Source organism: Mesorhizobium sp. M0618, assembly GCF_040320765.1.
In the GTDB taxonomy this organism is placed as follows: Bacteria; Pseudomonadota; Alphaproteobacteria; order Rhizobiales; family Rhizobiaceae; genus Mesorhizobium.
In genome coordinates this window covers 12,467-36,905 of the sequence record NZ_JAMYQH010000018.1, presented here as the reverse complement: position 1 = coordinate 36,905, position 24,439 = coordinate 12,467, and the positions used below count along the sequence as shown (strand labels likewise).

Genomic DNA, 24,439 nt, shown 5'->3' with positions numbered 1-24,439 from the left:
CCCATATCAGGCCAATCCATATTCCGAAGACGATTTAATCGCCCGGTGGAACCGCATCCTTCTGATGTATTCGGTCGGATCGCGTTTCATCACCAGCCCGCCATCGGGAACGGTCAACCAGTCGTACAGCCGGGTCAGCATGAAGCGCAACGCCGAACCGCGCGCCAGCATCGGCAGCGCAGCCTTTTCCTGGTCGCTCAGAAGCCGGAGGCTCTGGTAGCCGGCGAGCAGCGCCTTGCCCTTGGTGAGATTGAAGGAAAAATCCTTCTCGAAGCACCAGGCGTTGAGACAGGTGGCGACATCGTAGGCGTAGAGGTCGTCGCAGGCGAAATAGAAATCGATCAGGCCGGACAGTTTTTCGCCGAGGAAGAAAACGTTGTCGGGGAATAGATCGGCATGGATGATGCCTTGCGGCAGGTCTTTGGGCCAGTTGCGCTCGAAATCGGCGAAGTCGGCATCGACCTCGGCGGCCAGACCCGGCTCGACCTCGTCTGCGCGATCGCGCGCTGCATCCCAGAGCTTGCGCCAGCCGTCGATGGCCAGGGCATTCGGACGCGTCATCGAAAAATCGGCGCCGGCCAGATGCAACTGCGCCAACGCCTTGCCGACCTCGGCACAATGCGTTGCTGTGGGCCGCCGCAACGAAAGCCCTTCCAGGAAGGTGATGATGACCGCCGGCCGGCCGGCGAGCGTGCCGATGACGCTGCCGTCATGCGCGGTCACCGGCAGCGGGCAGGACACGCCCTTGTTGGCGAGATGGCCCATCAGACCGAGGAAAAACGGCAGATCCGCCTTCTCGACCCGCTTTTCATAGAGCGTCAGGATGTAGGAACCGCTGGAGGTGTGCAGCAGAAAGTTCGAGTTCTCGGTACCTTCGGCGATGCCCTTGTAGGACAGGAGATCGCCGACCGGATAGTTTTTCAGGAATGCGCCGAGTTCGCCTTCCGCAACGTCGGTGTAGACCGCCATGTGGCTTACGCGGCTCCATTGACGAAGGCCATGTCGGCCCGCGTCAGTTCGACATCGCGCAATACCCGCATGACCGGAAAATCCTCCGTTTCCGTGGCCGTGATGGCCAGATCGATCGTGACATCGAAGCGCTGCCGGAACGCGTCGATGATCTCGTCGACAATGATTTCGGGCGCCGACGCGCCGGCCGACAGGCCGAGCGTCGAGATGTTGCCGATGTCATTCCACGGAATCTCGGCGGCGCGCTGCACGAGAAGCGACATGGTGGCGCCTGCACGCTCCGCGACTTCGACAAGTCGTCGCGAATTGGAGGAATTCGGCGCGCCGACGATCAGATAGAGATCGGCGCCCGGCGCGGTGTCCTTGACGGCTTCCTGGCGGTTGGTGGTGGCATAGCAGATCGATTCCGCCGCCGGTGCCTGCAGCGCCGGAAAGCGATCCTGCAAGGCGCGGATGATGCCGGCGGTGTCCTCGACCGACAATGTGGTCTGGGTAACGAAGCCGAGCGCCTGCGGATCGGCGGGCGAGAGCTTTGCGGCATCGGCTTCGGTTTCGATCAGCGTCACCGCTCCGTCCGGCAGCTGGCCCATGGTGCCGATCACCTCGGGATGGCCGGCGTGACCAATCAACAGCACATGACGGCCGAGCCGCTGATGGCGCATCGCTTGCTTGTGGACCTTCGACACCAGCGGGCAGGTGGCATCGAGATAGAAGAGATTGCGCGCCTTCGCATCCGCCGGCACCGATTTCGGCACGCCATGCGCCGAGAACACGACGGGCGACTGCCGATGTTCGGCCGGTATCTCGGAGAGTTCCTCGATGAAGACGGCGCCAAGGCTTTGCAGCCCCTCGACGACGTAGCGGTTGTGCACGATCTCATGGCGGACATAGACCGGCGCGCCATATTTCTTCAGCGCCAGCACGACGATCTGGATGGCACGGTCGACACCGGCGCAGAAACCGCGCGGCTGGCAGAGCCGGATCGTCAGAGGTGGTTTGGTGGTTGTCTGAAGCATTAAATCCGGGCCGGTTGATCAAAGCCGAAATGAGGTGCGCACCCCTGCCCTGTCAAGGGCATCAGCCGCGTTCATTCGTCTTTCGCGGGACGGCGAAGCCGCAGGATGAGCACGGCTGCGAGCGCCGCGGCAAGCCCGTACCAAGTCATCGCATATTGCAGATGGCTGTTCGGGAGGTCGATGATGGTGACGCCGCCAACCGGCAAGCCGCCTGGGTTTGGCGTCTTGTCTGCGTCGATGAAGATCGGCACCAGCGCGGCGCCCGCCGGCAGACCGGCGCTCGCAGCCATCACGTCGCGGTCCTTCCAGTAGAAGATGTTCTTCGCCACGTCGTTGTCGGGCAGCATCATCGACGGCTTCGCCGGCAGCGGGTTGCGGGCCAGCCCGGTCACGGTCACTCTGCCAGTCACCTGTCCCTTGGCGCGCTTGGCGGCGTCCTTCAGATCGTAAGGCACGAAGCCGCGATTGATCAGGACGAAGCGGCCGTCGTCGAGCGCCAGCGGCGTGTAGACATTGAAGCCGGCGTCACCTTCCCAGGTTGCGTAGAAATGGCGTTCGCCTTGATGCAGGAACGTGCCGGTGACGGTAACCGGCGTATAATCGACATCCCCGGTGGCGGCGAACTCTTTCTCGACCGCAACCAACGGCAAGGGCGCTGAATGGGTGCGCCGGTCGATGGTCTGAAGAAGACCTTCCTTCCAGTACAGGCGCTGGACCTGCCAGGTACCAAGCGCCAGCAGGATCAGTAACAGCACAAGGCCAAGGCCAAGCAGCAATGCCGTCCTAGGCCGCGATCGGCCGTCGGCTTTAACGGATGCCTCGCTCATTCGCCGCGATCCAACCGGCCTTCGGCCGCCTTGTTGCGGTATTGCAGCGTCAGCAGCACGCCTTTGATCAGCCTCAGCGCCGCCAGGCACAGCACGATAGCCAGCGGAATCCAGACCAGCAGATGCAGCCAGAGCGGCGGGCTGAGCGTGACTTCAACCCAGAGCGCCAGGCCGACAATGAGGAAGCCTATGATCAAGATGACGAAGACCGCCGGCCCGTCGCCGGCATCGGCGTAGGAATAATCGAGGCCGCAATTGCCGCAGCGCTTGCCGACAGTGAGGAAACCGGCAAACAACCGCCCCTCGCCGCAGCGCGGGCAGCGGCCATGCAGGCCGGCCGAGATCGGATCGATCGGCGGCCAGATCGCCCTGTCTTCACTCATGGGAGCGTCGTCGCTCATTGCCTACCGCTCGATCTCGATCGGTGTGCCATCGGCCACCATCGCCCAGATTTCGTCCATATCGGAGTCCGTAACCGCAATGCAGCCGTCGGTCCAGTCGACCAATTGAAGCAGCCAGCCCCACCAGCCATAACCGTTTGGCTGGCCGTGGATCATGATCATGCCGCCCGCGTCGACATTGCGCGCCTTGGCGGCCGCCAGATCGTCGGTGTTGGGGTACGAAATATGGATCGATCTGTGCGCGATGCTGTTCGGGTTGCGCCAGTCGAGGACATAGTTCCCCTCGGGCGTGCGTTGATCGCCCTCCTGGTGCTTATGCCCGACAGGATCGCCGCCGAGTGCGATGCCGTAGCTGCGCAGGATCTTGCCGTCGCCGATCAGTTCCAGCCGGCGTTCGGCTTTGTGGACACGCACCAGATCCACCTTCTCGCCGGCAAAGGCCGGGAGTGCCGCGATCATCAATGCGCAAATGGCCCGGAAAATTGTCAGCCGCATTGGCTATCGATCAGCGATCATTGCGCCAAAAAGAAGAAGGCGGCCACGTTGCCGCGGCCGCCTTCTCGAAACGGAAATTCCTCAGGCCAGGATCAGTGGCCCTCGATCACCGCGCCGACCGATCCCCAGACGTAGATCGAGGCGAACAGGAAAAGCCAGACCACGTCGACGAAGTGCCAGTACCAGGCGGCCGCCTCGAAGCCGAAATGCTGCTTGGGGGTGAAATCACCCTTCATCGCCCGGATCAGGCAGACCAACAGGAAGATGGTGCCGATGATGACGTGGAAACCGTGGAAGCCGGTCGCCATGAAGAAGGTGGCGCCATAGATGGAATCCTTGAAGGCGAACGGAGCATGCATGTACTCGTAGGCCTGCACCATGGTGAACAGCATGCCGAGGCCGACAGTCAGCACCAGGCCGTTGATCAGGCCTTTGCGATCGCCATGGATGAGCGAATGGTGCGCCCAGGTCACCGTGGTGCCGGACAGCAGCAGGATGACGGTATTGTAGAGCGGCAAATGGAAAGGATCGAGAACTTCCATGCCCTTCGGCGGCCAGACACCGCCGGTAAACGCGGTGCGGGCATATTGCTGGGCTTCGCTCGGAAACAGGCTGGCATCGAAATAGGCCCAGAACCAGGCAACGAAGAACATCACCTCAGAGGCGATGAACATGATCATGCCGTAGCGCAGATGCAGCGACACGACACGCGTGTGATGGCCCTCATGCGCTTCCTTAATGGTGTCCGACCACCAGGCGAACATGGTGTAGAGGATGATCACGAGGCCGATGAAGAACAGCCATGGATTGGCGATGTTGAAGCCGAAGATCGGAAACGAGCCGCCCTTCAGGTACTCCATCAGGCAGACGCCGCCAAAGGCGGTGACAAGTGCGCCTACCGATCCCAGGAAAGGCCACGGGCTCGGGTCGACGAGATGATAATCATGCTGTGGTTTTGCGTGCGCGTCTGCCATATCAACCCCCGAGATTTGCTTCGGTATTCGAAATTGTCTTGCTATTGCCCTCGGCCGGCTCCGAGGAGGCGACCGGCTTGGTCTTCTCGACCGGGAACATCGTGTAGGACAGCGTGATCGTCTTCACGTCCTTGAGCTCCGGCACATTGACGATGTCGGGGTCCACGTAGAACAGCACCGGCATGTCCAGCGTCTCCCCGGGCTTCAGCGTCGTGTCGGTGAAGCAGAAGCACTCGACCTTGTTGAAATAGGGACCTGCCAGTTCAGGCTGCACGTTGAAGGTAGCGCGGCCGGTCACGGGACGATCGAACTTGTTGGTCGCCTGATAGTGCGCCTGCACGGTCTCGCCGATCTTCATCGTCATCGAGCGCTGGACCGGCTGGAACTCCCACGGCACGCCAGCGATGTTGGCATCGAAGCGGACAGTGATCTCGCGGTCGAGCACGCGGCCGGCATACTGCTTCTCGGCACGTTGCGTCGTGCCGCCATAGCCGGTGGCCTGGCAAAACATTTTGTAAAGCGGCACCGCGGCATAGGCCATGCCGATCATGCCGGTGAAAAAGGCGAGGCAGACAGCCGCGACGATGACGTTGCCGTTCTTGCCAGCCGTTTTTTTTGAGGTCTCGACGCTCATCACATCGTGCCCAGATTGTGGCCGAACTTCACGATCGTCGCGATGTAGAAAATGACCACCAGCAGCGCCAGCGCCACACCGATGGCGATAGAACGGCTGCGCTGCGCCTTCTTCTGACGCTCGGTCAACGTGACGGTCTCGAGCTTTTCCTCGATCATGGTCATGCTCCACCCATGGCAAGCGCGCGTTCGACAACGCTGTCGGCCAGATAGGCAGCGAAGATGGCGAAGAGGTAAAGCAGCGAATAGGCGAACAGGGCCTTGGCCGGTTTCATGACGCCGTCATCGTCGGCCATGCCAAGCACTTTCCACGCGTACCAGACAAAACCGACTCCCAGAAGCAGGGCGGCCACGCCATAGAACGGCGTGGTGTAGCCAAGCAGCCACGGCAGCACGCCGACCGGGGCCAGCACCAGCGCATAGGCGAAGATCTGGCGGCGGGTCGAAGCGTGGCCGGCGACGTTGGGCATCATCGGAATGCCGGCCTTGGCATAGTCCTCGGACTTGAACAGCGCCAGCGCCCAGAAATGCGGCGGCGTCCACAGGAAGATGATCAGGAACAGGACAATGCTTTCGAGGCTGACTGTCCCGGTCACCGCGGCCCAGCCGATCACAGGCGGAATGGCGCCGGCGGCGCCGCCGATGACGATGTTCTGCGGCGTCCAGCGCTTCAGCCACATCGTGTAGACGACGGCGTAGAAAAAGATGGTGAAGGCAAGCAGCGTCGCCGCCAGCCAGTTGACCAGTACGCCGAGCGTCATCACCGACAGCACCGACAGCACCAGCCCGAAGGTCAGCGCTTCGTGCGGCTGGATGCGACCGGCCGGGACCGGGCGGGTGGCGGTCCTGGTCATCACGGCATCGATGTCGGCATCGTACCACATGTTGAGCGCGCCGGAGGCACCAGCACCTATTGCAATAGCCAGGATGGCGATCACCGCCAGCAGAGGGTTGATGGTCACGGGTGCGGCGACAAGGCCGACAAAGGCGGTGAACACCACCAGCGACATGACGCGCGGCTTCAGCAGCGCGAAGAAATCGCCCGCCGTCGCTTCCGACATGCGAAAGCCCGCTTCGTCAATCAATGGGTCGTCGACAAGGGCCATGCGTACTTAAGTCCATCATCCGTTGGCCAAAACCGCCGGCGGACCGGCGGTTTCGTATTCGAGCGGGCAGCCGCCTTACTTGATTTTCGGCAGCTGTTCCCACTGGTGGAAGGGCGGCGGCGAAGGCAGCTGCCATTCGAGCGTCGTTGCGCCCTCGCCCCATGGGTTGGCGCCGGCGATCCGCTTCTTCTGGAAGGCCTCGAACACGCCATAGAGGAAGATCAGGACGCCGATGGCCGAGATATACGAGCCGATGGACGACACATAATTCCAGCCGGCAAACGCATCGGGGTAGTCGATGGTGCGGCGCGGCATGCCGGCGAGACCGAGGAAGTGCTGCGGGAAGAAGATCAGGTTCACGCCGACGAAGGTGACCCAGAAGTGGGTGTTGGCGATGACGGGCGAATACATGTAGCCGGTCATCTTCGGGAACCAGTAGTACCAGCCGGCGAAGATGGCGAACACCGCGCCCAGTGACAGCACGTAGTGGAAGTGGGCAATGACGAAATAGGTGTCATGCAGCGAGCGGTCGAGGCCGGCATTGGCCAGCTGGACGCCGGTGACGCCGCCGATGGTGAACAGGAAGATGAAGCCCAGCGCCCACAGCATCGGCGTCTTGAACGAAATCGACCCGCCCCACATCGTCGCGATCCAGGAGAAAATCTTCACGCCTGTCGGCACCGCGATGACCATGGTGGCGAAGACGAAATAGCGCTGCGTGTCGAGCGACAGGCCGGTCGTGTACATGTGGTGCGCCCACACGATGAAGCCGACGGCGCCGATCGCCACCATGGCATAGGCCATGCCGAGATAGCCGAACACCGGCTTCCTCGAGAAGGTCGAGATGACGTGACTGATGATGCCGAAGCCCGGCAGGATCAGGATGTACACTTCAGGGTGACCGAAGAACCAGAACAGGTGCTGGAAGAGGATCGGGTCGCCGCCGCCGTCGGGCGCAAAGAAGGTGGTGCCGAAATTGCGGTCGGTAAGCAGCATGGTGATGCCACCGGCCAGAACCGGCAACGACAGCAGGAGCAGGAAGGCGGTGATCAGCACCGACCAGGCAAACAGCGGCATCTTGTGCAGCGTCATGCCAGGCGCGCGCATGTTGAAGATGGTGGTGATGAAGTTGATGGCGCCGAGGATCGACGACGCACCGGCAATGTGGATCGACAGGATCGCCAGATCCATGGCCGGCCCGGGCTGGCCCGAGGTCGAAAGCGGCGGATAGAGCGTCCAGCCGCCACCGACGCCAAAGGCGCCCGGCGCGCTCGGCACGAACATCGAGGTGAGAAGCAGGATGAAGGCCGGCGGCAACAGCCAGAAGGAGATGTTGTTCATGCGCGGGAACGCCATGTCGGGCGCGCCGATCATGATCGGAACCATCCAGTTGGCGAAACCGCCGATCAGCGCCGGCATGACCATGAAGAAGATCATGATCAGGGCGTGCGCGGTGGCGAAGGCATTGTACATGCTCTTGCCGCCGTCGATCGCGGCGTCACCGTTCATGCCATAGACCATCTGCGCCAGGCCGCTGAAGATTTGGATGCCAGGCTCCTGCAGCTCCATGCGGATGGCGACCGACAAGGCACCGCCGATGATGCCGGCCATGATCGCGAAGATCAGGTAGAGCGTGCCGATGTCCTTGTGATTGGTCGAATAAACCCAGCGGACCCAGCCGTGATAAGGCTTGTGGTCATGCCCGTCGTGAGCTGCAGCGTCTGCCATGTTCCGCTCCGTTCCCTAAATCTTGCTAACCCGCGGCATCAGTTGCCGGCGGCCGCTACCTTGTTCTGGCCGTCGACCTCGGCCATCAGCGTCTTGTTGGCGCCGGGCAGATCGGTCTTGGCTGCCGCCAGCCAGGTCTTGAACTGCGCATCGGAGACGACGCGGATGGCGATCGGCATGAAGGCATGATCCTTGCCGCAGAGCTGCGAGCACTGGCCGTAAAAAATACCTTCCTTCTCCGCCTTGAACCAAGTCTCGTTGGTGCGGCCCGGAATGGCATCGATCTTGATACCGAACGACGGCATGGCAAAGGAGTGGATCACGTCGGTCGCGGTGACGAGCACGCGGGTCATGGTGTTGACCGGCACCACCAGTTCGTTGTCGACGGCCAGCAGGCGCGGATAGACCTTGCGGTCCTCCTTGCCGGCGCCGGCCCGATCACCGTCCTGGAGGATCGCGGAGTTGAAGGAGAGCGTGTTTTCGGTCTGGTACTCGTAGTCCCAGTTCCACTGGTTGCCGGTCGCCTTGACGGTCAGCTTTGCTTCTTCCGGCGGCGTATATTGCGCGGTCAGCAGCTGGAACGAGGGAATGGCGATGAGCAGCAGGATGACGACTGGCCCGATCGTCCAGATCAACTCGATCCACGTGTTGTGGCTGGTCTTGGACGGAACCGGGTTGGCGCTCGCGCGGAATCTGACGATGCAGTAGGCGAGCAGAAGCAGCACCAGGATGGTGATCGGGACGATGAACCACATTGTGTAGTTTCCGAACCACTCGATCTGCCGCATCATGTCGGTCGCCGGCGCCTGGAAGGTTGTCTCCCAGTTCTTGGGCTGGTCGGCATGGGCGGATGCGCCGGCGAAAAACGTGATAGCGGCACAAGCACTTAGAAACTTGGCACTTGCTGGAACCTTGGCGTTTGCCAGGAAATTTCTCATCGCCCTCATCGTCTCCCAGTTCCTCGCTGCGGTACTCACGAGAATAACGAACAATGCCGGGACGGGAATCCCGACAGTTTCAAGCTGGTTCAAACCATACTCTTTTTCCCTCCGCAAGAAAGGAGCGGACGAAACCGTGCGGCATTTTTGCGCGCAAGCCCGGATGTGCCTTTGGCGGCAGCCGCGGCAGCACCGAATCGCCTACAGTGAGCCCGCAGCAGCATTCCCGCGGGCCGCACGTGCCGAACGTCGCAATTCGGGCGAAATTGGCAGGGAAAAGCGCCCTATTGGCTTTTTCGGGGCAGACCTGGTGCGGTCTCGTCCTTTACTTGGCTTTGGCGCGGCTTAAAGTGCCGTGATTCGCAATGGAGCCGTCATGAATTACTGGCTTTCGAGAAACTCTCGGTTTTCGAGAAACTGGGCGAAGGTCATCTTTCTCGCCGCCCTGTCTGGCATCGGCTTGTCCGCGATCGTGTCCGGCACGGCCAACGCCGCGCAGCCGAGCGGCACCGTGCGCTCGACGCATGGTGCATGGTCGATCATCTGCGACACACCGGCCGGCGCCACCTCGGAACAATGCGTGATGATGCAGAACGTCGTCGCCGAGGACCGTCCCGAGATGGGATTGTCGGTCGTGGTGCTGCGCACCGCTGACAACAAGGCGGAGATCCTGCGCGTGCTGGCGCCGCTCGGCGTGCTTTTGCCCAACGGGCTCGGCCTCAATGTCGACGGCAAGGATATCGGCCGCGCCTATTTCGTGCGCTGCTTCCAGGACGGCTGCTATGCCGAGGTCATTCTCGAAAAGCCGCTTCTCGACACGCTGAAGACCGGCACGTCGGCCACCTTCATCGTCTTCCAGACCCCGGAAGAAGGCATCGGCATCCCGGTCGACCTCAAGGGTTTTGCCGACGGCTTCGCCGCGCTCCCCTGACAGCCCGGCGACATCACCGACTTCATCAACCAGAAGTGACATCGGCGGGCTGCTGGCAAACCGCTTTTGTCTTCACAATGCGGCAGAACGATTGTCTCGGCGCACCTTCGCGCCTACATCGTGGCAAAGACCCATTCCTCCTGTGAACGGACGCGCCATGAACAGCCTGATCGGCCAATTCGACATTTCAGACGATCGCATCAAGCAGATCGTCGCTGAGACCATCAACGGCGCCGATGACGGCGAGCTGTTCCTCGAATATAGCGAGAGCGAAGCGCTGATGTTCGACAACGGCCGGCTGAAGACCGCCAACTTCAACACCGACCAGGGTTTTGGCCTGCGTGCGGTTGCCGGCGAAGCCAGCGGCTATGCCCATTCCAGCGACCTCTCCGAAGCTTCGCTGCTGCGCGCGGCCGATGCCGTTTCAACCGTCAAGGGCGGTTATTCCGGGACGCTTGCCGCCGCACCCGCCCGCACCAACCGCCATCTCTATGGCGAAGAGAACCCGATCCCCTCGCCTTCCTTCGAGGCCAAGGCAAAGCTCTTGCAGGAAATCGATGCCTGGCTGCGCGCCGAGGATCCGCGCGTGCGGCAGGTTTCGGCATCGCTCGCCGCATCCTGGCAGCATGTCGAGATCGTGCGCGCTGATGGCCAAATGGTGCGCGACATCCGCCCGCTGGTCCGCATCAACGTCTCCGTCGTGGTCGGCGATGGTGACCGCCAGGAGAGCGGCTCCTACGGCATGGGTGGCCGCAAGGCGTTTGGCGAATTCCTGGTCGAGGACAGCTGGAAGCACGCCGCCAAGGAGGCGCTCAGGCAAGCTCTGGTCAATCTCGAGGCCATACCGGCCCCGGCCGGCACTTTCGACATCGTCTTGTCCAGCGGCTGGCCGGGCGTCATGCTGCACGAGGCCGTCGGCCATGGGCTGGAAGGCGATTTCAACCGCAAGAAGACCTCGGCCTTCGCCGGCCTGCTAGGCCAGCAGGTCGCCGCCAAGGGGGTGACCGTCGTCGACGACGGCACGATGCCCGAGCGGCGCGGCTCGCTGACCGTCGACGACGAAGGCACGCCTTCGGCCCGCAATGTGCTGATCGAAGACGGCAAGCTGGTCGGCTACATGCAGGATCGCCAGAACGCCCGGCTGATGGGCATGAAGGCAACCGGCAACGGCCGTCGCGAAGGCTACGCCCACCAGCCGATGCCGCGCATGACCAACACCTACATGACATCAGGCGACATGGAGCCGGACGAAATCATCGCCTCGGTCAAGAACGGCATTTATGCTGTCTCCTTCGGTGGCGGCCAGGTCGACATCACCTCTGGCAAATTCGTGTTCGGCTGCACCGAGGCCTACATGATCGAGAACGGCAAGGTGACGCAGCCGATCAAGGGCGCGATGCTGATAGGCAACGGCCCGGACGCCATGCACCGCGTGTCGATGATCGGCAACGACATGAAGCTCGACACCGGCATCGGCATGTGCGGCAAGGCCGGACAGGGCGTGCCCGTCGGCGTCGGCCAGCCGCATCTGCGCATGAATCAGATGACGGTCGGCGGCACGCGGGTCTGATGCGATGGCCACTGGAGAAAAATCCGTTGCCTCCAGTTCAACCGCCGATCAGCTCACACGGCCTGCTCCGGTCTTTCCCCCAACGCGACCCGAGGATGTGTTCGGGTCGCTGCCCAACAGAGGCAAGTCGAAAACATTGAGAGAAATAGAAACGGGCGTGCTCGCGGAAGCACGGCGTCGCCAAACCAGCGAATGATCTACCGCCTCTTCTTCGGCTTCTCCAGCAGCGCCACTGCCTCGACATGCGGCGACCACAGGAACTGGTCGATCGGGGTGACGCTTTTCAAGGTGTAGCCACCGTCGAGCAGGATGCGCAAATCCCGCGCGAGCGTCACCGGATTGCAGGACACCGCCGCAACGTAGGGAACATCCGAGCGGGCGATCTGCTTTGACTGGTCCTCGGCGCCGGCGCGTGGCGGATCGAACACCAGACCGTCGAACGCATTCAACTCCTTGAACGTCAGCGGCCGGCGGAACAGGTCGCGGCGTTCGCCCGTCACCCGCTTCAGGCCAGTGGCGAAGCGTGATCCCCGGTCGAGCGCCGAAAGGGCTGCCGCATCACCCTCCACCGCATGGACTTCTGACTTCGCGGCCAGGCGCAGAGCAAAACTGCCGCAACCGGCGAAAAGATCCGCCACCTTCTTGGCACGCTTCAGATGCCCGCCGACGATATCGGCCATCGCCTGTTCGGCGGCCTCGGTTGCCTGCAGGAACGCGCCCGGGGGCAAGGCGACAGCGACGCTGCCGAACATGACGACCGGCTTCCTCGGCTCGATGATGATTTCGTCATCGATGGATAGCCTGGCAAAGTCCTGCGCCATGACGAAATTGGCCGCGATACGGCGCTGGTGCTCGCCGAGCTTGCCGGATTCGTGAACCGCGACATCGAGCCCCGAACCGGTCACGGTGACCGCCAGCCGGAACGATTTGGTGGTTGCGCAGACCAATTCGGCGAGCGCCTTCAACCGATCGAGCGAAGCGACGATCTCCGGCAGCGAGATCGGGCATTCCGATATGGCGATGATCTCTGGCGACAGATGGCGATGGAAGCCGAGCAGCATGCCTGTATCGGTGCGGCGGGCGGCAAGCACGACACGGCGGCGCGTCTGCGGCGCGCAGGCGACCAGGTCACCGATCTCGCAATCGATGCCTTTGCCCTTCAGGATGTGCGCCACCTTTTCGCGTTTCCACTGGCGATAGGCTTCGGCTTCGAAATGCTGGAGCGCGCAACCGCCGCATTCGGTGAAATGGCGGCAGGCGGGATCGATGCGCAGCGGCGATGATTCCAGCACCGCCATCAGCATGGCGCGATCCCTTGCGCGCGCGGCGGTAACCGTTTCACCGGGCAGTGTGAAAGGAATGAACAGATCCCCTGTCTCGGTCTCGGCGACACCGTCGCCCTGAGCGCCAAGTTTCCTGATGCTGAAGCGCGCGCTCATCGGTCCTTGATCCCACCGAGCAGGAATTCGCGATTGCCGTCGCCGCCCTCGATCGGCGACAAATGCAGCCCCAGCGAGCGCCAACCGGGAACGGAGTCCAGCCAATCCTGCAGCAGGCCGGCGACACGAGAGGCGTCGTAGGGATCTTTCAACAGACCACCCTTGCCGATCGCATCACGGCCCGCCTCGAATTGCGGCTTGACCAGAAACATGGCCTTGGCGCCAGCCTTCGCCAGACCAAGCGCCGGCGGCAGCGCCAGTTTCAGCGAGATGAAGCTGACGTCGGACACGATGAAATCCGGAATACGCCCGCTGAGATCGGCGAGGGCGAGGTCGCGGGCGTTCAGTCCTTCGATCACCGTCACACGCGGGTCGCCGCCGATATCAGGATGCATCTGGCCATGACCGACATCGACCGCGGTGACATGGGCCACGCCGCGCTCGAGCAACACCTGGGTGAAGCCGCCGGTCGAGGCGCCGATGTCGAGCGCTTCACAGCCGGCAGGGTCGAGGCCGAAATGATCGAGCCCACCGATCAGCTTGAGTGCCGCGCGCGACACATAGCCTTGCGCCGGATCATCGATGGTAACAAGGCATTGCGGCAAAACGCTCTGGCCGGGCTTGCGCGCAATGACGCCGTCGACGGTCACCGTGCCACGCTCGACCGCGTCGCGGGCACGTGAGCGGCTGGCAAACAGCCCGCGCTGGACGAGCAGGTCGTCGAGCCGCTGGCGTGCGCTGGCTGGCAAAGGCGAATTCATCGGCCTTCATGGCGAAAGCCGACGACGATGGCAAGAGCGCCAGATGGAAGCATTTCGTCTCCCGTTCCATCGTCACACCCAGCATCTTGCACCGTGACGATGGTGAGGCGTTCCGTCCCGCCGACCATCCTTATGAATATCCATGCGTTACGCCCGTTGAGACGGATGACCGCCGAAGCATGGGGTCTCGCCGCCTGCGGATAAATACCAAACACCTAGAAAGCCTCATGATTTCTTAACCAATTTTCATCGCATTTGCTTGAGGACTTCAATGTTATGACCGCGACGACCGGAAAACCCGGATGGAGAGGCGGCAACCTTGGAAATGGCCAGCGATATCGTCTACAAGGTTCTTGACCGGATTTCCGGCGCCGGCCTGCTGGCGACCGGACTTCTGTTGCTGACTGCTTTGGTCAGCGCCCTGGTCGCCTACTGGCGCACGGTCGAGAAAAAGAGCTGGAAAGAGTTCTTCGAGTTCGCAGTCCCGCATGAGGTCATCACGCATCCCTCGGCGAAAGCCGACCTTTTGTTCTGGGTGACGCGGAAGGCGCTGATGCCATTCCTCATGCTGCCCGCCGGCGTCGTCTTCGTCAGCGCCGTCGGCTATGCGACGAACTGGTTGCTCTCCACGCTGCTGGCAATCCAGCCGCCCCTGATCGAAGGACCGGCAGGGCCGGTGACGGTGACGATCTTCACCATCACCATGCTGCTTGCCTACGACATTTCGTACTATCTCTATCACGTCGCCCAGCACCGCTACCCGGTGCTCTGGGAACTGCACAAGGTGCACCATTCGGCCGAGGTGATGGTCGGCATCACCAAGGATCGCGTCCACCCGCTCGACGAATTGATGAACCGGGCCTGGGACGGCGTCATTCCCGGCATCTGCTTCGGGATCTGGTCGCTGGTGTCGCTGAACCTCGTCGAGCTGACGGTCTTCGGCGTCAACGTCTACATCATACGCAACATCCTGATGATGGATTTCGTCAGGCACACGCATTTCAAGATCTCGTTTGGACCATTGAACAATCTGATCCTGTGTCCGCACTGGCATCAATTGCACCACAGCACCGACCCGCGCCACTACGACAAGAACTTCGGGCTGCTCTTCTCGTTCTGGGATCGGCTCTTCGGAACGCTATGCGTTCCCAGACCCGACGAGGACTTCAAGTTCGGTTTGATCGAACGCAACGTGCGCGACTACCAGTCGCTCGCAGGCCTCTATGTTCTGCCGCTGAAGCGGATGTGGCGGCAGATCGCCAGACATTTCCGCACCGACAAGCCCGAGCCACAGCAATCGCCGCAAGGGGGCAAGCCATGAACGGACCCGCCGTGTTCCGGATGCCGCGAACGCACCGGATCGAAATTGCGACCTCGTCAGCGCGACTGGCAGAAATCGCGCCCGCCTGGGCAGCGCTCTGGCAACGCGCCGGCGGCCTCGTTTTCCAGCATCCCGACTGGATCTCGGCCTGGTGGCACACCACACCGCATCAGGACCGCCGCGGTCTCAGGATCGGCATGGTCTGGAGCGGCGAGCGCCTCGAGGCCGTCATTGCGCTCGCGACCTTCTGGCGCTCGGGCATCCGTATGCTGGAGTGGGCGGCGAAAGATCACTGCGACTATGGCGATGTCCTGCTTGCTCCCGATGCCGAGCCACAGATCCTGCCGCAACTCTGGCAACATATCCTCGACGATGGCGGCTTCGATCTTGCCTACCTCAATCGTCTGTTGCCCGATGCCCGATTCCGGACCCTGCTCGGTCCCGCCGCCCCAGGCCAAGACAATATCTTGCAGCCAAGCCACCGCAGCGAGGTCAGCTATCGAGTTTCCGGCGCCGGGCAACGCGGCGCACAATGGTTTGAAAGCCAGTCGAAAAAAACCCGGCAAAACTATCGCCGTGGCTACAAATTCATGGAGGAAGGCGGCGCGCTGCGTTTCCGCCTGATGGACGCGCACGAAGCCCGCGAGCCGGTGCTGGAGCGCGTCGCGGCACTGAAGCGGGTATGGCTTGCAAAACACGGCCGCGTTTCGGACCTCTTCGACGAAGGTTCCCCCGCGCTGGCGGCACTCATATCCGTTCTGGCCAAGCTTGGATTGCTGCGCATCTTCGTGCTCGAACGCGAAGACGAGATCATCGCCATATCGATCAATTTCGAGCAGCATGGAACGATGATGGCTTTCGTCACCACCTATGATCCGGCCTTCGAACGGGCCTCGCCAGGCCTGGTCTTGATGATGGATTACATCCAGTGGTCGTTTGACCGGGGCTTGACCACGATCGATTTTCTCTGCGGCGGCGAGGATTTCAAGCGCCGCTTTGCGACGCATTCGGTGACCTTGTCGTCGGTGGTGGGTGGACGAAACCTGCGCGGACGCCTAGCCGCCCTGGCAGACCGCGCCCGCCACGCGGCGCAATCCTGGCGCCCCGAGAAACCGGCGCAGCAAGCGGAGTTGGTTGCGGCGGAGTAGCATTGCCGACGCTTTTTTAGATCGCCCGCACAGCGGCAAGCGCGATTAAACGATCGGGCAGTCCCTATCAAGGCTTGCTGCTCTCCAGCTCAGAATACGCTTCGCGGAACCGGACGCTCGACGGCTGGAGACAACCCATCCTCACGCCCTCCTGAAGCTTGCTCGCGTGCAGGCTCGATGGCAACCGCAGGCGCGGAAACAGGGGCCGGCAGAACCACCAGTTGCGGCACCTGCTTGAATGAAAAGCCGCCGCGGATGTCGCCCATCTTGCCAGCGACGATGCCCATCGCCGCCTTTTCGAGGCTGCGATCATAGCGCGTTTCGGCTGTGGCCGGCGCGACGATGACGGCGCAAAGCGCTGCACCGCACAGAAGCGTTTTCATTGTTGTTGTCTCCCTGCCTGATCACGATCTAGCAGGGCGCCATTGAAAAACGGCCAACAGACACGGTAAGCAAAGCGCCAAACGTCAGCGTAAACAACGCGTTAAGATCGTTGGCCGGCAAACCGATTCAAGTCATTGAGACTTTGATTCAGGCGCGCTGGGCGTGGACTGTGTGCCCGAGTGCCACGAACACGGTGCGCACGATGCCGGCAGCATCGAGCCCGGCATCCGCATACATCTTTTCCGGCTTGGCGTGGTCGGTGAACGCGTCGGGCAGTACCAGCGGGCGCACCTTCAGGCCGCTTTCCAGTAGGCCTTCATGGGCGAGGAACTGCAGCACGTGGCTGGCGAAGCCGCCGACTGCGCCCTCCTCCACCGTCACCAGCACCTCATGCGAGCGGGCCAGCCGCCGGATCAGATCCTCGTCGAGCGGCTTGGCGAAACGGGCGTCGGCGACCGTCGTGGACAGCCCGGCAGCACCTAGCTCCTCCGCGGCGATCAGGCAATCCTGCAGCCGCGTGCCGAAGGACAGCAATGCAACCTTGGTGCCCTCCTTGACGACGCGGCCCTTGCCGATTTCGAGAACCGAGCCGCGCTCCGGCATGTCGACGCCGACGCCGTTGCCACGCGGATAGCGGAAGGCGATCGGACCCTCATCATAGCTCGCCGCAGTGCGTACCATGTGACGCAGCTCCGCCTCGTCGGCGGCCGCCATGACGACGAAACCCGGCAGTGTCGCCAGGAAGGTGGTGTCGAAGGCGCCGCAATGGGTGGCGCCATCGGCGCCGACGAAGCCGGCCCGGTCAATGGGAAAGCGCACCGGCAATTTCTGGATGGCGACGTCGTGGACGACCTGGTCGTAGGCGCGCTGCAGGAAGGTGGAATAGATGGCCGCGAACGGCTTGTAGCCTTCGGTGGCAAGGCCCGCCGCGAAGGTCACCGCATGCTGTTCGGCGATGCCGACATCGAAGGTGCGCGACGGGAACGCTTCACCGAACAAATCGAGGCCGGTACCGCTCGGCATGGCTGCGGTGACGGCGACGATACGGTCGTCCTCGCGGCCCTCCTGGACCAGGCTTTCGGCGAACACCTTGGTGTAGGCCGGTGCGTTGGCTGGCGCCTTGGCCTGCGCGCCGGTGATGACGTCGAACTTGTTGACGCCGTGATATTTGTCGGCAGCGGCTTCGGCCGGCGCATAGCCCTTGCCCTTCTGGGTGACGACATGGATGAGCACCGGGCCTTCGCCATTGTCGCGGACGTTTTTCAGGACCGGGATCAGATGCTCCAGATTGTGGCCGTCTATCGGGCCGATGTGATAGAAGCCGAGTTCCTCGAACAGCGTGCCGCCGGTGACGTAGCCGCGTGCATGCTCGACTGCCCTTGTGATCGCACGATCCGCGCGCTTGCCGAGATAGGACGTCAGTTTCTTGCCGAAATCGCGCAGGCCGATATAGGCCTTGCCGGAGGCCAGCCGCGCCAGATAGGCGCTCATCGCGCCGGTCGGCGGCGCGATCGACATGTCGTTGTCGTTGAGAATGACGATCAGCCGTGCATCGAGCGCGCCGGCATTGTTCATCGCCTCATAGGCCATGCCGGCAGACATGGCGCCGTCGCCGATGACGGCAATGACGTTGTTGCGGCCGCCGGAGAGATCGCGGGCGGCGGCCATGCCGAGGCCGGCCGATATCGACGTCGAGGAGTGGGCGGCGCCAAAGGGATCGTACTCGCTCTCGGCGCGGCGGGTGAAGCCGGACAGACCGCTTTCCTGGCGCAGCGTGCGGATACGGTCGCGGCGGCCGGTCAGGATCTTGTGCGGATAGGCCTGGTGGCCGACATCCCAGATCAGCCGGTCGTCGGGGGTGTTGAAGACATAGTGCAGCGCCACTGTCAGCTCGACCACGCCAAGCCCTGCGCCCAGATGACCACCCGTGCGGGACACGGCGTCGACCAGCTCGGCGCGAAGCTCGGACGCCAATTGCGGCAGTTCACTTTCGGCAAGCGTGCGCAGGTCGGCCGGGATGCGGACCTTGTCGAGAAGCGGCGTATGCGGCGTTGCGTTCACGGTGCTCGGGCTTTCGGTTGATGGGCGAATAGGCCGCCGGCCGGCGAAAGTAAATGTGTGTCAGTGACGCGGATCAGGCCCTAGTCTTTTGTCTATGCATTTCGTTCTGCCACTTTTGGGTGACAGGGCATCAGCTTTCCGGCAGCGGAATAAACTCTTCCTCGTCTCCGGGAACGATGTCGAAGCGGCCCGTCTTCCATTCCTCTTTCGCCTGTTCGATGCGCTCCTTGGACGACGAGACGAAATTCCACCAGATGTAACGCTTCGAACCAAGAGAGGCGCCGCCGAACAGCATGAAATGCGCCCCGGTCTGCGACGACACGACGATCTCGTCACCGGGACGGAACACCAGCAGCCGTTCGGCTGGGAATACATCACCCGAAATTGAGACCTCGCCTTCCAGCGTATAGATGGCGCGTTCTTCCGCATCAGCAGGGATTTTCACGCTGGCGCCGGGCGCCAGGCGCAGGTCGGCGTAGAGCGTCTCCGTGTCGGCCCTGACCGGGGACCGCAGTCCCTGGAAATCGCCGATGATGAGGCGCCCGTTGACGCCTTCGGCTTCGATCTCGGGAAGCCGAAGCGCTGCGGTATTCTCGAAAACCGGAGCCACCTCTTCCTTGTCGTCCGGCAGAGCCAGCCATGTCTGCAGGCCGGATACCGACATCGACGCGCCACGCAGTTCCTCCGGCGTACGCTCCGAATGGACGATGCCGCGGCCGGCGGTCATCAAATTCACGTCGCCGGGCTGAATGACCATTTCGGTGCCGAGTGAATCGCGGTGCCGGATCTTGCCGTCGAACAGATAGGTGACCGTCGACAGGCCGATATGCGGATGCGGACGGACATCCAGTGCCTGACCGGCGCGCAGGATCGCGGGACCCATGCGGTCGAAGAAGATGAACGGCCCCACCAGCCGCCTTTTTGCCGTCGGCAGGGCACGGCGCACCTGAAAACCACCGATGTCCTTGGCGTTCGGGATGACCATCAATTCGATCTGATCGCTGGCGAAGGCATCGCCTGCCTCAGGGTCTTTCCCGGGGAAGAAGCTCATGGACTCTCCTTGTCGGTGGTCGAAGGCCGCCTGGCCGCATCAGGCAAAGCGGATCGCCGCCTTTGCCCGCAGCTTGGCCGCCACCTCTTCGCGATTGCGCGGATGCTGGTGGGTTTCGAGCGATTCGAGCAGCTCGTGCGCCGAGGCGGCGATGGCTTCGACGGCATGGTCGAAGGCGTGCTGGTTCTGCTTCGAGGGTCGCGTGGTTCCGCTCAGCTTGCGGACGAACTGAAGAGCCGCGTCGCGCACCTCGTCATGGGTTGCCGGCGGATCAAAATTGAACAGGGTCTTGATGTTTCTGCACATCGCTTCCGGATCTCCTCTTGTCCTTGAGCTGTTTCAAGCGGAACGAGTTATATCCTCGATCATGATCATGTCCAAAAACCGGTGAGGCGAGGCCATCGTTCGGACCGGGCCTCAATCCGCGTCGAGTGGCTCCGTTCCGACCGGCTTGCCGTCGCGCGACAGCCTGATCTTCTCGACCTTGTCCTCGGCGGCCTTCAGCAGCCGGTCGCAATGCGCCTTCAGCGCCTCGCCACGTTCATAGATCCTGATCGACTGGTCGAGCGGCACGTCGCCACGCTCCAGATCATCGACGATCTTCTCCAGCGCATCGAGTGCCTGCTCGAAGCTCATCGCCTTGACGTCTTCGTTGGTCTCATCGGCCATCATTCATCCTTTCATCAGTCGCCCGACATGGGCGGCGACCGAAAATGCCAATCCCTGCAGATCGTAGCCGCCCTCGAGCAGGCTGACGAGCCGGTTGCCGCTGTGGCGTGCCGCGCGCTGCATCAGCTGGCCGGTCGCCCAGTCGAAATCATCCTCGGTCAGATTGATCTCGGCCAGCGGATCGCGGTGGTGCGCGTCGAACCCCGCCGAAATGATAATCAGGTCGGGCGCGAAATTGTCGAGCGCGGGCAGGACGCGCGACAGGAAGGCATCGCGAAACACTTCGCTGCCGGTCTGCGGCGCCAGCGGTGCGTTGACGATGTTGCCGGCGCCCGTTTCGGTCTTCGCTCCGGTGCCGGGATAAAGCGGCATCTGGTGTGTCGAGCAATAGAGCACCGACGGATCGTCCCAGAAAATATCCTGCGTGCCATTGCCGTGATGCACGTCCCAGTCGACGACGGCAACGCGCTCGACACCGTGTTTCTTCTGCGCATAACGCGCCGCGATCGCCGCCGTGTTGAACAGGCAAAAGCCCATCGCCGTGGTCTTTTCGGCATGATGGCCGGGCGGCCGGGCGGCGACGAAGACGTTGTCGGCGCGGCCCGAAAAGACATCATCGACGGCGGCGTTGGCGGCGCCGATCGCGGTGATCGCCGCTTGCCAGCTCTTCGGGCTGGCAGTGGTGTCGGCATCGATGCGGGCAATCCCCTCGTCGGGGATGGCGGCGCGCACGCGGGCGACGAAATCGGCGGGATGCGCGTAGAGGATGGTGGCCTCGTCGCCTTCCGGCGCCTGAATACGATCGAGCCCGGCAAAGGCTTCGTCGTCGAGCACGCGCTCGATGGCGCGTAAGCGGTCGGGCCGCTCGGGATGTCCGGGCGGCGTGAGATGCTCGAGGAAGATCGGATGGGTGTAGAGACGGGTGGTCATTGTCCTAATCTAGTGACCCGGATCGACAAAGGCCATGCACGGGCGGCCGATGACTGGGGAAAATCGCGACTGCGTCCATTCGCGTCGCCGCAGGCATTGGCCCCGCGGGCGCTTCGGCGTAAGGTCCCTGGTACTGCCTGGTGCCCGCCGCAAGCGGGAGAATCGGGAACACGGTTGAATTCCGTGGCGTGCCCAACGCTGTGAGGGGGACCGCGCCGGTAAATGCCACTGTCGATGACGGGAAGGCACCGGACGCGGGTTGATCCCGAGCCAGAAGACCGGCCTGGCAGGCATTGTCATCCGCGTGGTCAGGCGGATGGCATCAGAGCGACGTGCGTCTACTTGGACGCACAAAGTACGCTCTGTCAGTTTTGAATCTGCAATCGCAAGGGGACAAGCGATGCCGGAACACATGACCGCTGCCATTGACGATGGATTTGACCAGAATGCGCGCGATGCGGTCTACCGCGCCATGTTCACGCGGCGTGACGTGCGCAGCCATTTCCTGCCCACCGCGATCGATGACGACGTGCTGGCACGGCTGCTGCTTGCCGCCCATCACGCGCCATCGGTCGGCTTCATGCAGCCATGGAATTTCATTGTCATTCGCGATGTCAAACGACGGGCGGAGGTGCGCGACCTGTTCCTGGCCGCGCGAGAACAGGAACTGCCGGCGATCGAGGCGGAAAAACAGGCGCTGTACCGCAAGCTCAAGCTGGAAGGCATCTGCGAGAGCGCGCTCAACATCTGCATCACCTGCGACCGGCAGCGCTCGAAGGGTTCGCCGCTGGGACGCTGGCACAATCCGGAGATGGATCTCTACAGCACCGTCTGCGCGGTGCAGAATTTCTGGCTGGCCGCGCGTGCCGAGGGCGTTGGCGTCGGCTGGGTGAGCATCATCGAGGCTGAGGCGCTGAAGCGGCTGTTGGCCATTCCGGATCACGTAACGCCGGTCGCCTATCTCTGCGTCGGCCGTGTTTCCGAGTTCGCTCCCAAACCGGACCTTGAAACGCATGGCTGGGGACGGCGGCTGCCGCTGCCGGAGCTGATCATGAGCGAGACCTTTTCCGGGCAAGGCGAGACACAGCTCAAATCCACCGTGGCGCGCCTCAACACCGTTCCTGCCTCACCAGACACCATCCGCCCAGCCGATCAGGGTGTGGCGCCGGCCGTAGCCCAGCGCGAACCGCCGAAGGAGGCCAGCGCCTTGTCCTTGAGCTCCCTGAACTTCGACGATGCCTCGGCCAGCCGGGCGTCCCAGGCCGGATCGGGCACCTGGCCCGCGATGGTCTTGAAATAGACCTGCATCAGGCAGGCGATGGCGAAAGGCTCGATGAACGCCGCCTTGAATGCCCAGGCGAAGACGATGGCGAGCACAAAAGCCCAGCCGGCGAGCTGGCCAGGCATCAGGAACAGAATCGCACCGGCAGGTGCCAGCATCATCAGAAAGATGATGAACGACATGCCCCACATGATGACCGCCAGCCAGACGGCGTTCTTGACCATGACCTTGCCGTTCTGAGCATAGAGCACTACGCCTTGGCGCGCCGTCTCGAAGGGCGAGGCTGAATTGATGCGGATGTTGTAGCCGAGGATGATCTCGTCGACATAGGTCAGCGACAGGCGGATCACCGTGTTGATGAAGGAGACCAGGCCGCTCAGGCCTGGTATCGGCAGGAAGGCGGCGATACCGCCGAGCAGGCCGGTGATGGCACGGATGGCACCCTTGACGAGTCGGTCGACGACGAAAAGGATGTTGGCTTCGGCAAAACGCTGGGTGACGACATCCCTGGCGTAGGCGATCTGGTCCTGACCGCCGGGAATGTCGCGGCCGTCGATCAGATGAACCATGACGGCGATGTGGCCGGCCTTGACGACATAGAGGATGTATTCGCGGATCCAGTAGACGGCGATCGAGACGACGCCGAAACCGACCACGCCGCCCCACAGGGCAAACGACAGCGGCCCGTCGGGATCGGTGGAGATATGGCCAACGCCATAGCCGACGGAGGCGCCGGTGCCGGTTGCCATAATATAGGCCAGCGTGATGCCGAAATAGACGATCATGCGAAAGACGATGAACGGCCAGGTCCGCATCATGATGGACACCGACCGGCCGATCTCGAAATCCCACATGTGTCCCGAATCTCCGCCTCAGAGATGGTGGAAGAGGATGGACTCAACCCGGCGATTGTCAATTGCGGCCCTGACGCCAAAGGGCGACGAATTCGGGGTAACGGGTTCGGAGCCCGCCAGCGCGTTGGCTGACGGAGCATCAAACGAAAAACCCGCCTGTGCGGCCGGTCACTGGCGCAAATCAGCACCATGGACGAATATATACCTTAGCTGAGGGCATGGTGTCAAGAAAAAATTCCTATCGTGAACAGCTGCCGGCACGAAAGCTCCGGTGAGAACTTCAATTCGACTGCGGATCCGGCTTCTTCAGCAGGCCTTCAAGCAGTTGCTTGAACGCCGTCACCACCTTCTTCGACGTCGTTTCGGGGTCATTCGAATTGGCGATCCGTTGCGCTGCCTGGCTGCTCGCTCCGATGATCAGTCGCGAGGCGGTCTCGGGGTCGAGGCTGGAGACAACGACCCCCTCCTCCTGCAGCGCGGTCAGATGGTCGGTCATTGAAGCGATGCACGCACTGGCATTCGGCCATTGCGCTGGATCCCCCAGCACGGCCGGGCCATCGCGGAACATGATGCGCTGGATTTCCGGCTCCAGCGCCATCTCGATATAGGTCGAGCACTCGTCGACGAAATGTTGCCAGCGGGTCGGTGCTCTCGACGCGACCTCATTGATGCGCGCCGCCATCTCGCCGTCAATCTGGGCTATGACCGCCTGCAACAGCCCCTTCTTGTCGCCGAAATGATGATAGAGCGCACCGCGCGTCAGCCCGGCCGAAGCGGTGAAATCATCCATCGAGGCTTCCGCATAGCCTGTTGTGCCGAAGGCATGACGGGCCGCCGCAATAAGCTTTGCGCGCGTCTCGGCGATCATCTCCTTGCGGGGTTTGTGCATGTGTCCTGGACCTATTCACATACGCTTCGTATGCTAATTGACATACGCGGCGTATGCTCTAT

The 24,439-nt window shown here is 62.4% G+C and carries 25 protein-coding genes, 1 pseudogene and 1 riboswitch; of the genes and pseudogenes, 5 read left to right on the top strand and 21 right to left on the bottom strand.

Translation table 11 applies throughout. The features are described from left to right. Positions 1-6 precede the first annotated feature (6 nt). The 11 genes from NKJ04_RS19585 to coxB form a co-directional block, all read right to left on the bottom strand. Positions 7-969 (bottom strand): homoserine kinase, encoded by a 963-nt coding sequence (locus NKJ04_RS19585; protein ID WP_352550832.1) that lies wholly within the window; start codon positions 967-969, stop codon positions 7-9. A 5-nt stretch (positions 970-974) separates the two neighbouring features. Beyond that, positions 975-1,985 (bottom strand): 4-hydroxy-3-methylbut-2-enyl diphosphate reductase, encoded by a 1,011-nt coding sequence (gene ispH, locus NKJ04_RS19580; RefSeq protein ID WP_023808604.1) that lies wholly within the window; start codon positions 1,983-1,985, stop codon positions 975-977. Between the two features lie 71 nt (positions 1,986-2,056). Further along, positions 2,057-2,812, bottom strand: coding sequence for an SURF1 family protein (locus NKJ04_RS19575; protein ID WP_352677123.1), 756 nt, complete (start codon positions 2,810-2,812; stop codon positions 2,057-2,059). Continuing rightward, complete coding sequence (locus NKJ04_RS19570) at positions 2,809-3,195, bottom strand: DUF983 domain-containing protein (RefSeq protein ID WP_352677122.1); 387 nt, start codon at positions 3,193-3,195, stop codon at positions 2,809-2,811. The genes NKJ04_RS19575 and NKJ04_RS19570 overlap by 4 nt, the downstream gene beginning before the upstream one ends. 21 nt (positions 3,196-3,216) lie before the next feature. Next, on the bottom strand, positions 3,217-3,708 hold the full coding sequence (locus NKJ04_RS19565; protein WP_352609450.1) for a L,D-transpeptidase family protein: 492 nt from the start codon (positions 3,706-3,708) through the stop codon (positions 3,217-3,219). A gap of 92 nt (positions 3,709-3,800) precedes the next feature. Next, on the bottom strand, positions 3,801-4,682 hold the full coding sequence (locus tag NKJ04_RS19560) for a cytochrome c oxidase subunit 3 (protein WP_023808608.1): 882 nt from the start codon (positions 4,680-4,682) through the stop codon (positions 3,801-3,803). 1 nt (position 4,683) lies between these two features. After that, a complete protein-coding gene (locus NKJ04_RS19555; RefSeq protein WP_023808609.1) occupies positions 4,684-5,316 on the bottom strand; it encodes a cytochrome c oxidase assembly protein in 633 nt (210 codons plus the stop codon). Then, positions 5,316-5,480 (bottom strand): cytochrome c oxidase system small membrane protein, encoded by a 165-nt coding sequence (locus NKJ04_RS19550; protein ID WP_024503613.1) that lies wholly within the window; start codon positions 5,478-5,480, stop codon positions 5,316-5,318. The genes NKJ04_RS19555 and NKJ04_RS19550 overlap by 1 nt, the downstream gene beginning before the upstream one ends. Beyond that, the gene (locus NKJ04_RS19545) at positions 5,477-6,421 is read right to left on the bottom strand and encodes a heme o synthase (RefSeq protein WP_023808610.1); all 945 of its coding nucleotides are present in this window, start codon (positions 6,419-6,421) and stop codon (positions 5,477-5,479) included. The genes NKJ04_RS19550 and NKJ04_RS19545 overlap by 4 nt, the downstream gene beginning before the upstream one ends. Before the next feature lie 75 nt (positions 6,422-6,496). Then, positions 6,497-8,149, bottom strand: coding sequence for a cytochrome c oxidase subunit I (gene ctaD / locus NKJ04_RS19540; protein WP_023808611.1), 1,653 nt, complete (start codon positions 8,147-8,149; stop codon positions 6,497-6,499). 38 nt (positions 8,150-8,187) lie between these two features. Beyond that, positions 8,188-9,087 carry a cytochrome c oxidase subunit II gene (gene coxB, locus NKJ04_RS19535; protein ID WP_031212224.1) on the bottom strand — a complete coding sequence of 300 codons (900 nt, stop codon included), beginning with the start codon at positions 9,085-9,087 and terminating at the stop codon, positions 8,188-8,190. Positions 9,088-9,463: 376 nt separating this feature from the next. Here coxB and NKJ04_RS19530 point away from each other — a divergent pair, with 376 nt between their 5' ends. Further along, positions 9,464-10,018 (top strand): invasion associated locus B family protein, encoded by a 555-nt coding sequence (locus NKJ04_RS19530; protein ID WP_023808613.1) that lies wholly within the window; start codon positions 9,464-9,466, stop codon positions 10,016-10,018. A gap of 157 nt (positions 10,019-10,175) precedes the next feature. Further along, on the top strand, positions 10,176-11,588 hold the full coding sequence (gene tldD / locus NKJ04_RS19525; protein WP_127811002.1) for a metalloprotease TldD: 1,413 nt from the start codon (positions 10,176-10,178) through the stop codon (positions 11,586-11,588). 197 nt (positions 11,589-11,785) lie between these two features. Here tldD and NKJ04_RS19520 read toward each other — a convergent pair whose 3' ends face one another. Both NKJ04_RS19520 and NKJ04_RS19515 read right to left on the bottom strand, forming a co-directional pair. Continuing rightward, positions 11,786-13,027 carry a class I SAM-dependent RNA methyltransferase gene (locus NKJ04_RS19520; protein ID WP_352550840.1) on the bottom strand — a complete coding sequence of 414 codons (1,242 nt, stop codon included), beginning with the start codon at positions 13,025-13,027 and terminating at the stop codon, positions 11,786-11,788. Next, positions 13,024-13,788, bottom strand: coding sequence for a TlyA family RNA methyltransferase (locus tag NKJ04_RS19515; RefSeq protein WP_352439982.1), 765 nt, complete (start codon positions 13,786-13,788; stop codon positions 13,024-13,026). The genes NKJ04_RS19520 and NKJ04_RS19515 overlap by 4 nt, the downstream gene beginning before the upstream one ends. 325 nt (positions 13,789-14,113) lie before the next feature. On the opposite strand from NKJ04_RS19515, the gene NKJ04_RS19510 reads away from it, so the two are divergent. After that, positions 14,114-15,109 carry a sterol desaturase family protein gene (locus tag NKJ04_RS19510; protein ID WP_352440113.1) on the top strand — a complete coding sequence of 332 codons (996 nt, stop codon included), beginning with the start codon at positions 14,114-14,116 and terminating at the stop codon, positions 15,107-15,109. Continuing rightward, positions 15,106-16,257 carry a GNAT family N-acetyltransferase gene (locus tag NKJ04_RS19505; protein ID WP_352677165.1) on the top strand — a complete coding sequence of 384 codons (1,152 nt, stop codon included), beginning with the start codon at positions 15,106-15,108 and terminating at the stop codon, positions 16,255-16,257. Before NKJ04_RS19510 ends, NKJ04_RS19505 begins: the two co-directional genes overlap by 4 nt. An 89-nt stretch (positions 16,258-16,346) precedes the next feature. Here the strand turns inward: NKJ04_RS19505 and NKJ04_RS19500 are convergent, their stop codons facing one another. From NKJ04_RS19500 to NKJ04_RS19475, 6 genes are all read right to left on the bottom strand, one after another. Then, on the bottom strand, positions 16,347-16,640 hold the full coding sequence (locus NKJ04_RS19500; protein ID WP_352677121.1) for a hypothetical protein: 294 nt from the start codon (positions 16,638-16,640) through the stop codon (positions 16,347-16,349). 148 nt (positions 16,641-16,788) lie between these two features. Next, positions 16,789-18,702: a 1-deoxy-D-xylulose-5-phosphate synthase gene (gene dxs / locus NKJ04_RS19495; protein WP_352677120.1), complete on the bottom strand. Its 1,914-nt coding sequence runs from the start codon at positions 18,700-18,702 to the stop codon at positions 16,789-16,791. Positions 18,703-18,832: 130 nt separating this feature from the next. Further along, positions 18,833-19,753, bottom strand: coding sequence for a pirin family protein (locus NKJ04_RS19490; RefSeq protein ID WP_352677119.1), 921 nt, complete (start codon positions 19,751-19,753; stop codon positions 18,833-18,835). 39 nt (positions 19,754-19,792) lie between these two features. After that, complete coding sequence (locus tag NKJ04_RS19485; RefSeq protein ID WP_352677118.1) at positions 19,793-20,059, bottom strand: DUF2277 domain-containing protein; 267 nt, start codon at positions 20,057-20,059, stop codon at positions 19,793-19,795. 111 nt (positions 20,060-20,170) lie between these two features. After that, positions 20,171-20,422 (bottom strand): exodeoxyribonuclease VII small subunit, encoded by a 252-nt coding sequence (locus NKJ04_RS19480; protein ID WP_023808624.1) that lies wholly within the window; start codon positions 20,420-20,422, stop codon positions 20,171-20,173. 3 nt (positions 20,423-20,425) lie between these two features. Beyond that, positions 20,426-21,352 (bottom strand): histone deacetylase family protein, encoded by a 927-nt coding sequence (locus NKJ04_RS19475; protein WP_127290880.1) that lies wholly within the window; start codon positions 21,350-21,352, stop codon positions 20,426-20,428. A 121-nt stretch (positions 21,353-21,473) separates the two neighbouring features. After that, positions 21,474-21,653: riboswitch (cobalamin riboswitch) on the top strand. Between the two features lie 15 nt (positions 21,654-21,668). On the opposite strand from NKJ04_RS19475, the pseudogene bluB reads away from it, so the two are divergent. Further along, positions 21,669-22,382: pseudogene (bluB, locus tag NKJ04_RS19470) on the top strand (5,6-dimethylbenzimidazole synthase); the annotation flags it as partial. Between the two features lie 122 nt (positions 22,383-22,504). On the opposite strand, the gene NKJ04_RS19465 reads toward bluB, so the two are convergent. Together NKJ04_RS19465 and NKJ04_RS19460 are read right to left on the bottom strand one after the other, a co-directional pair. Then, entirely contained in the window at positions 22,505-23,488 is a 984-nt protein-coding gene (locus NKJ04_RS19465; protein ID WP_352628637.1) for a hypothetical protein, read from the bottom strand. Between the two features lie 280 nt (positions 23,489-23,768). Then, positions 23,769-24,377, bottom strand: coding sequence for a TetR/AcrR family transcriptional regulator (locus tag NKJ04_RS19460; RefSeq protein WP_352628635.1), 609 nt, complete (start codon positions 24,375-24,377; stop codon positions 23,769-23,771). Between the last annotated feature and the right edge of the window lie 62 nt (positions 24,378-24,439).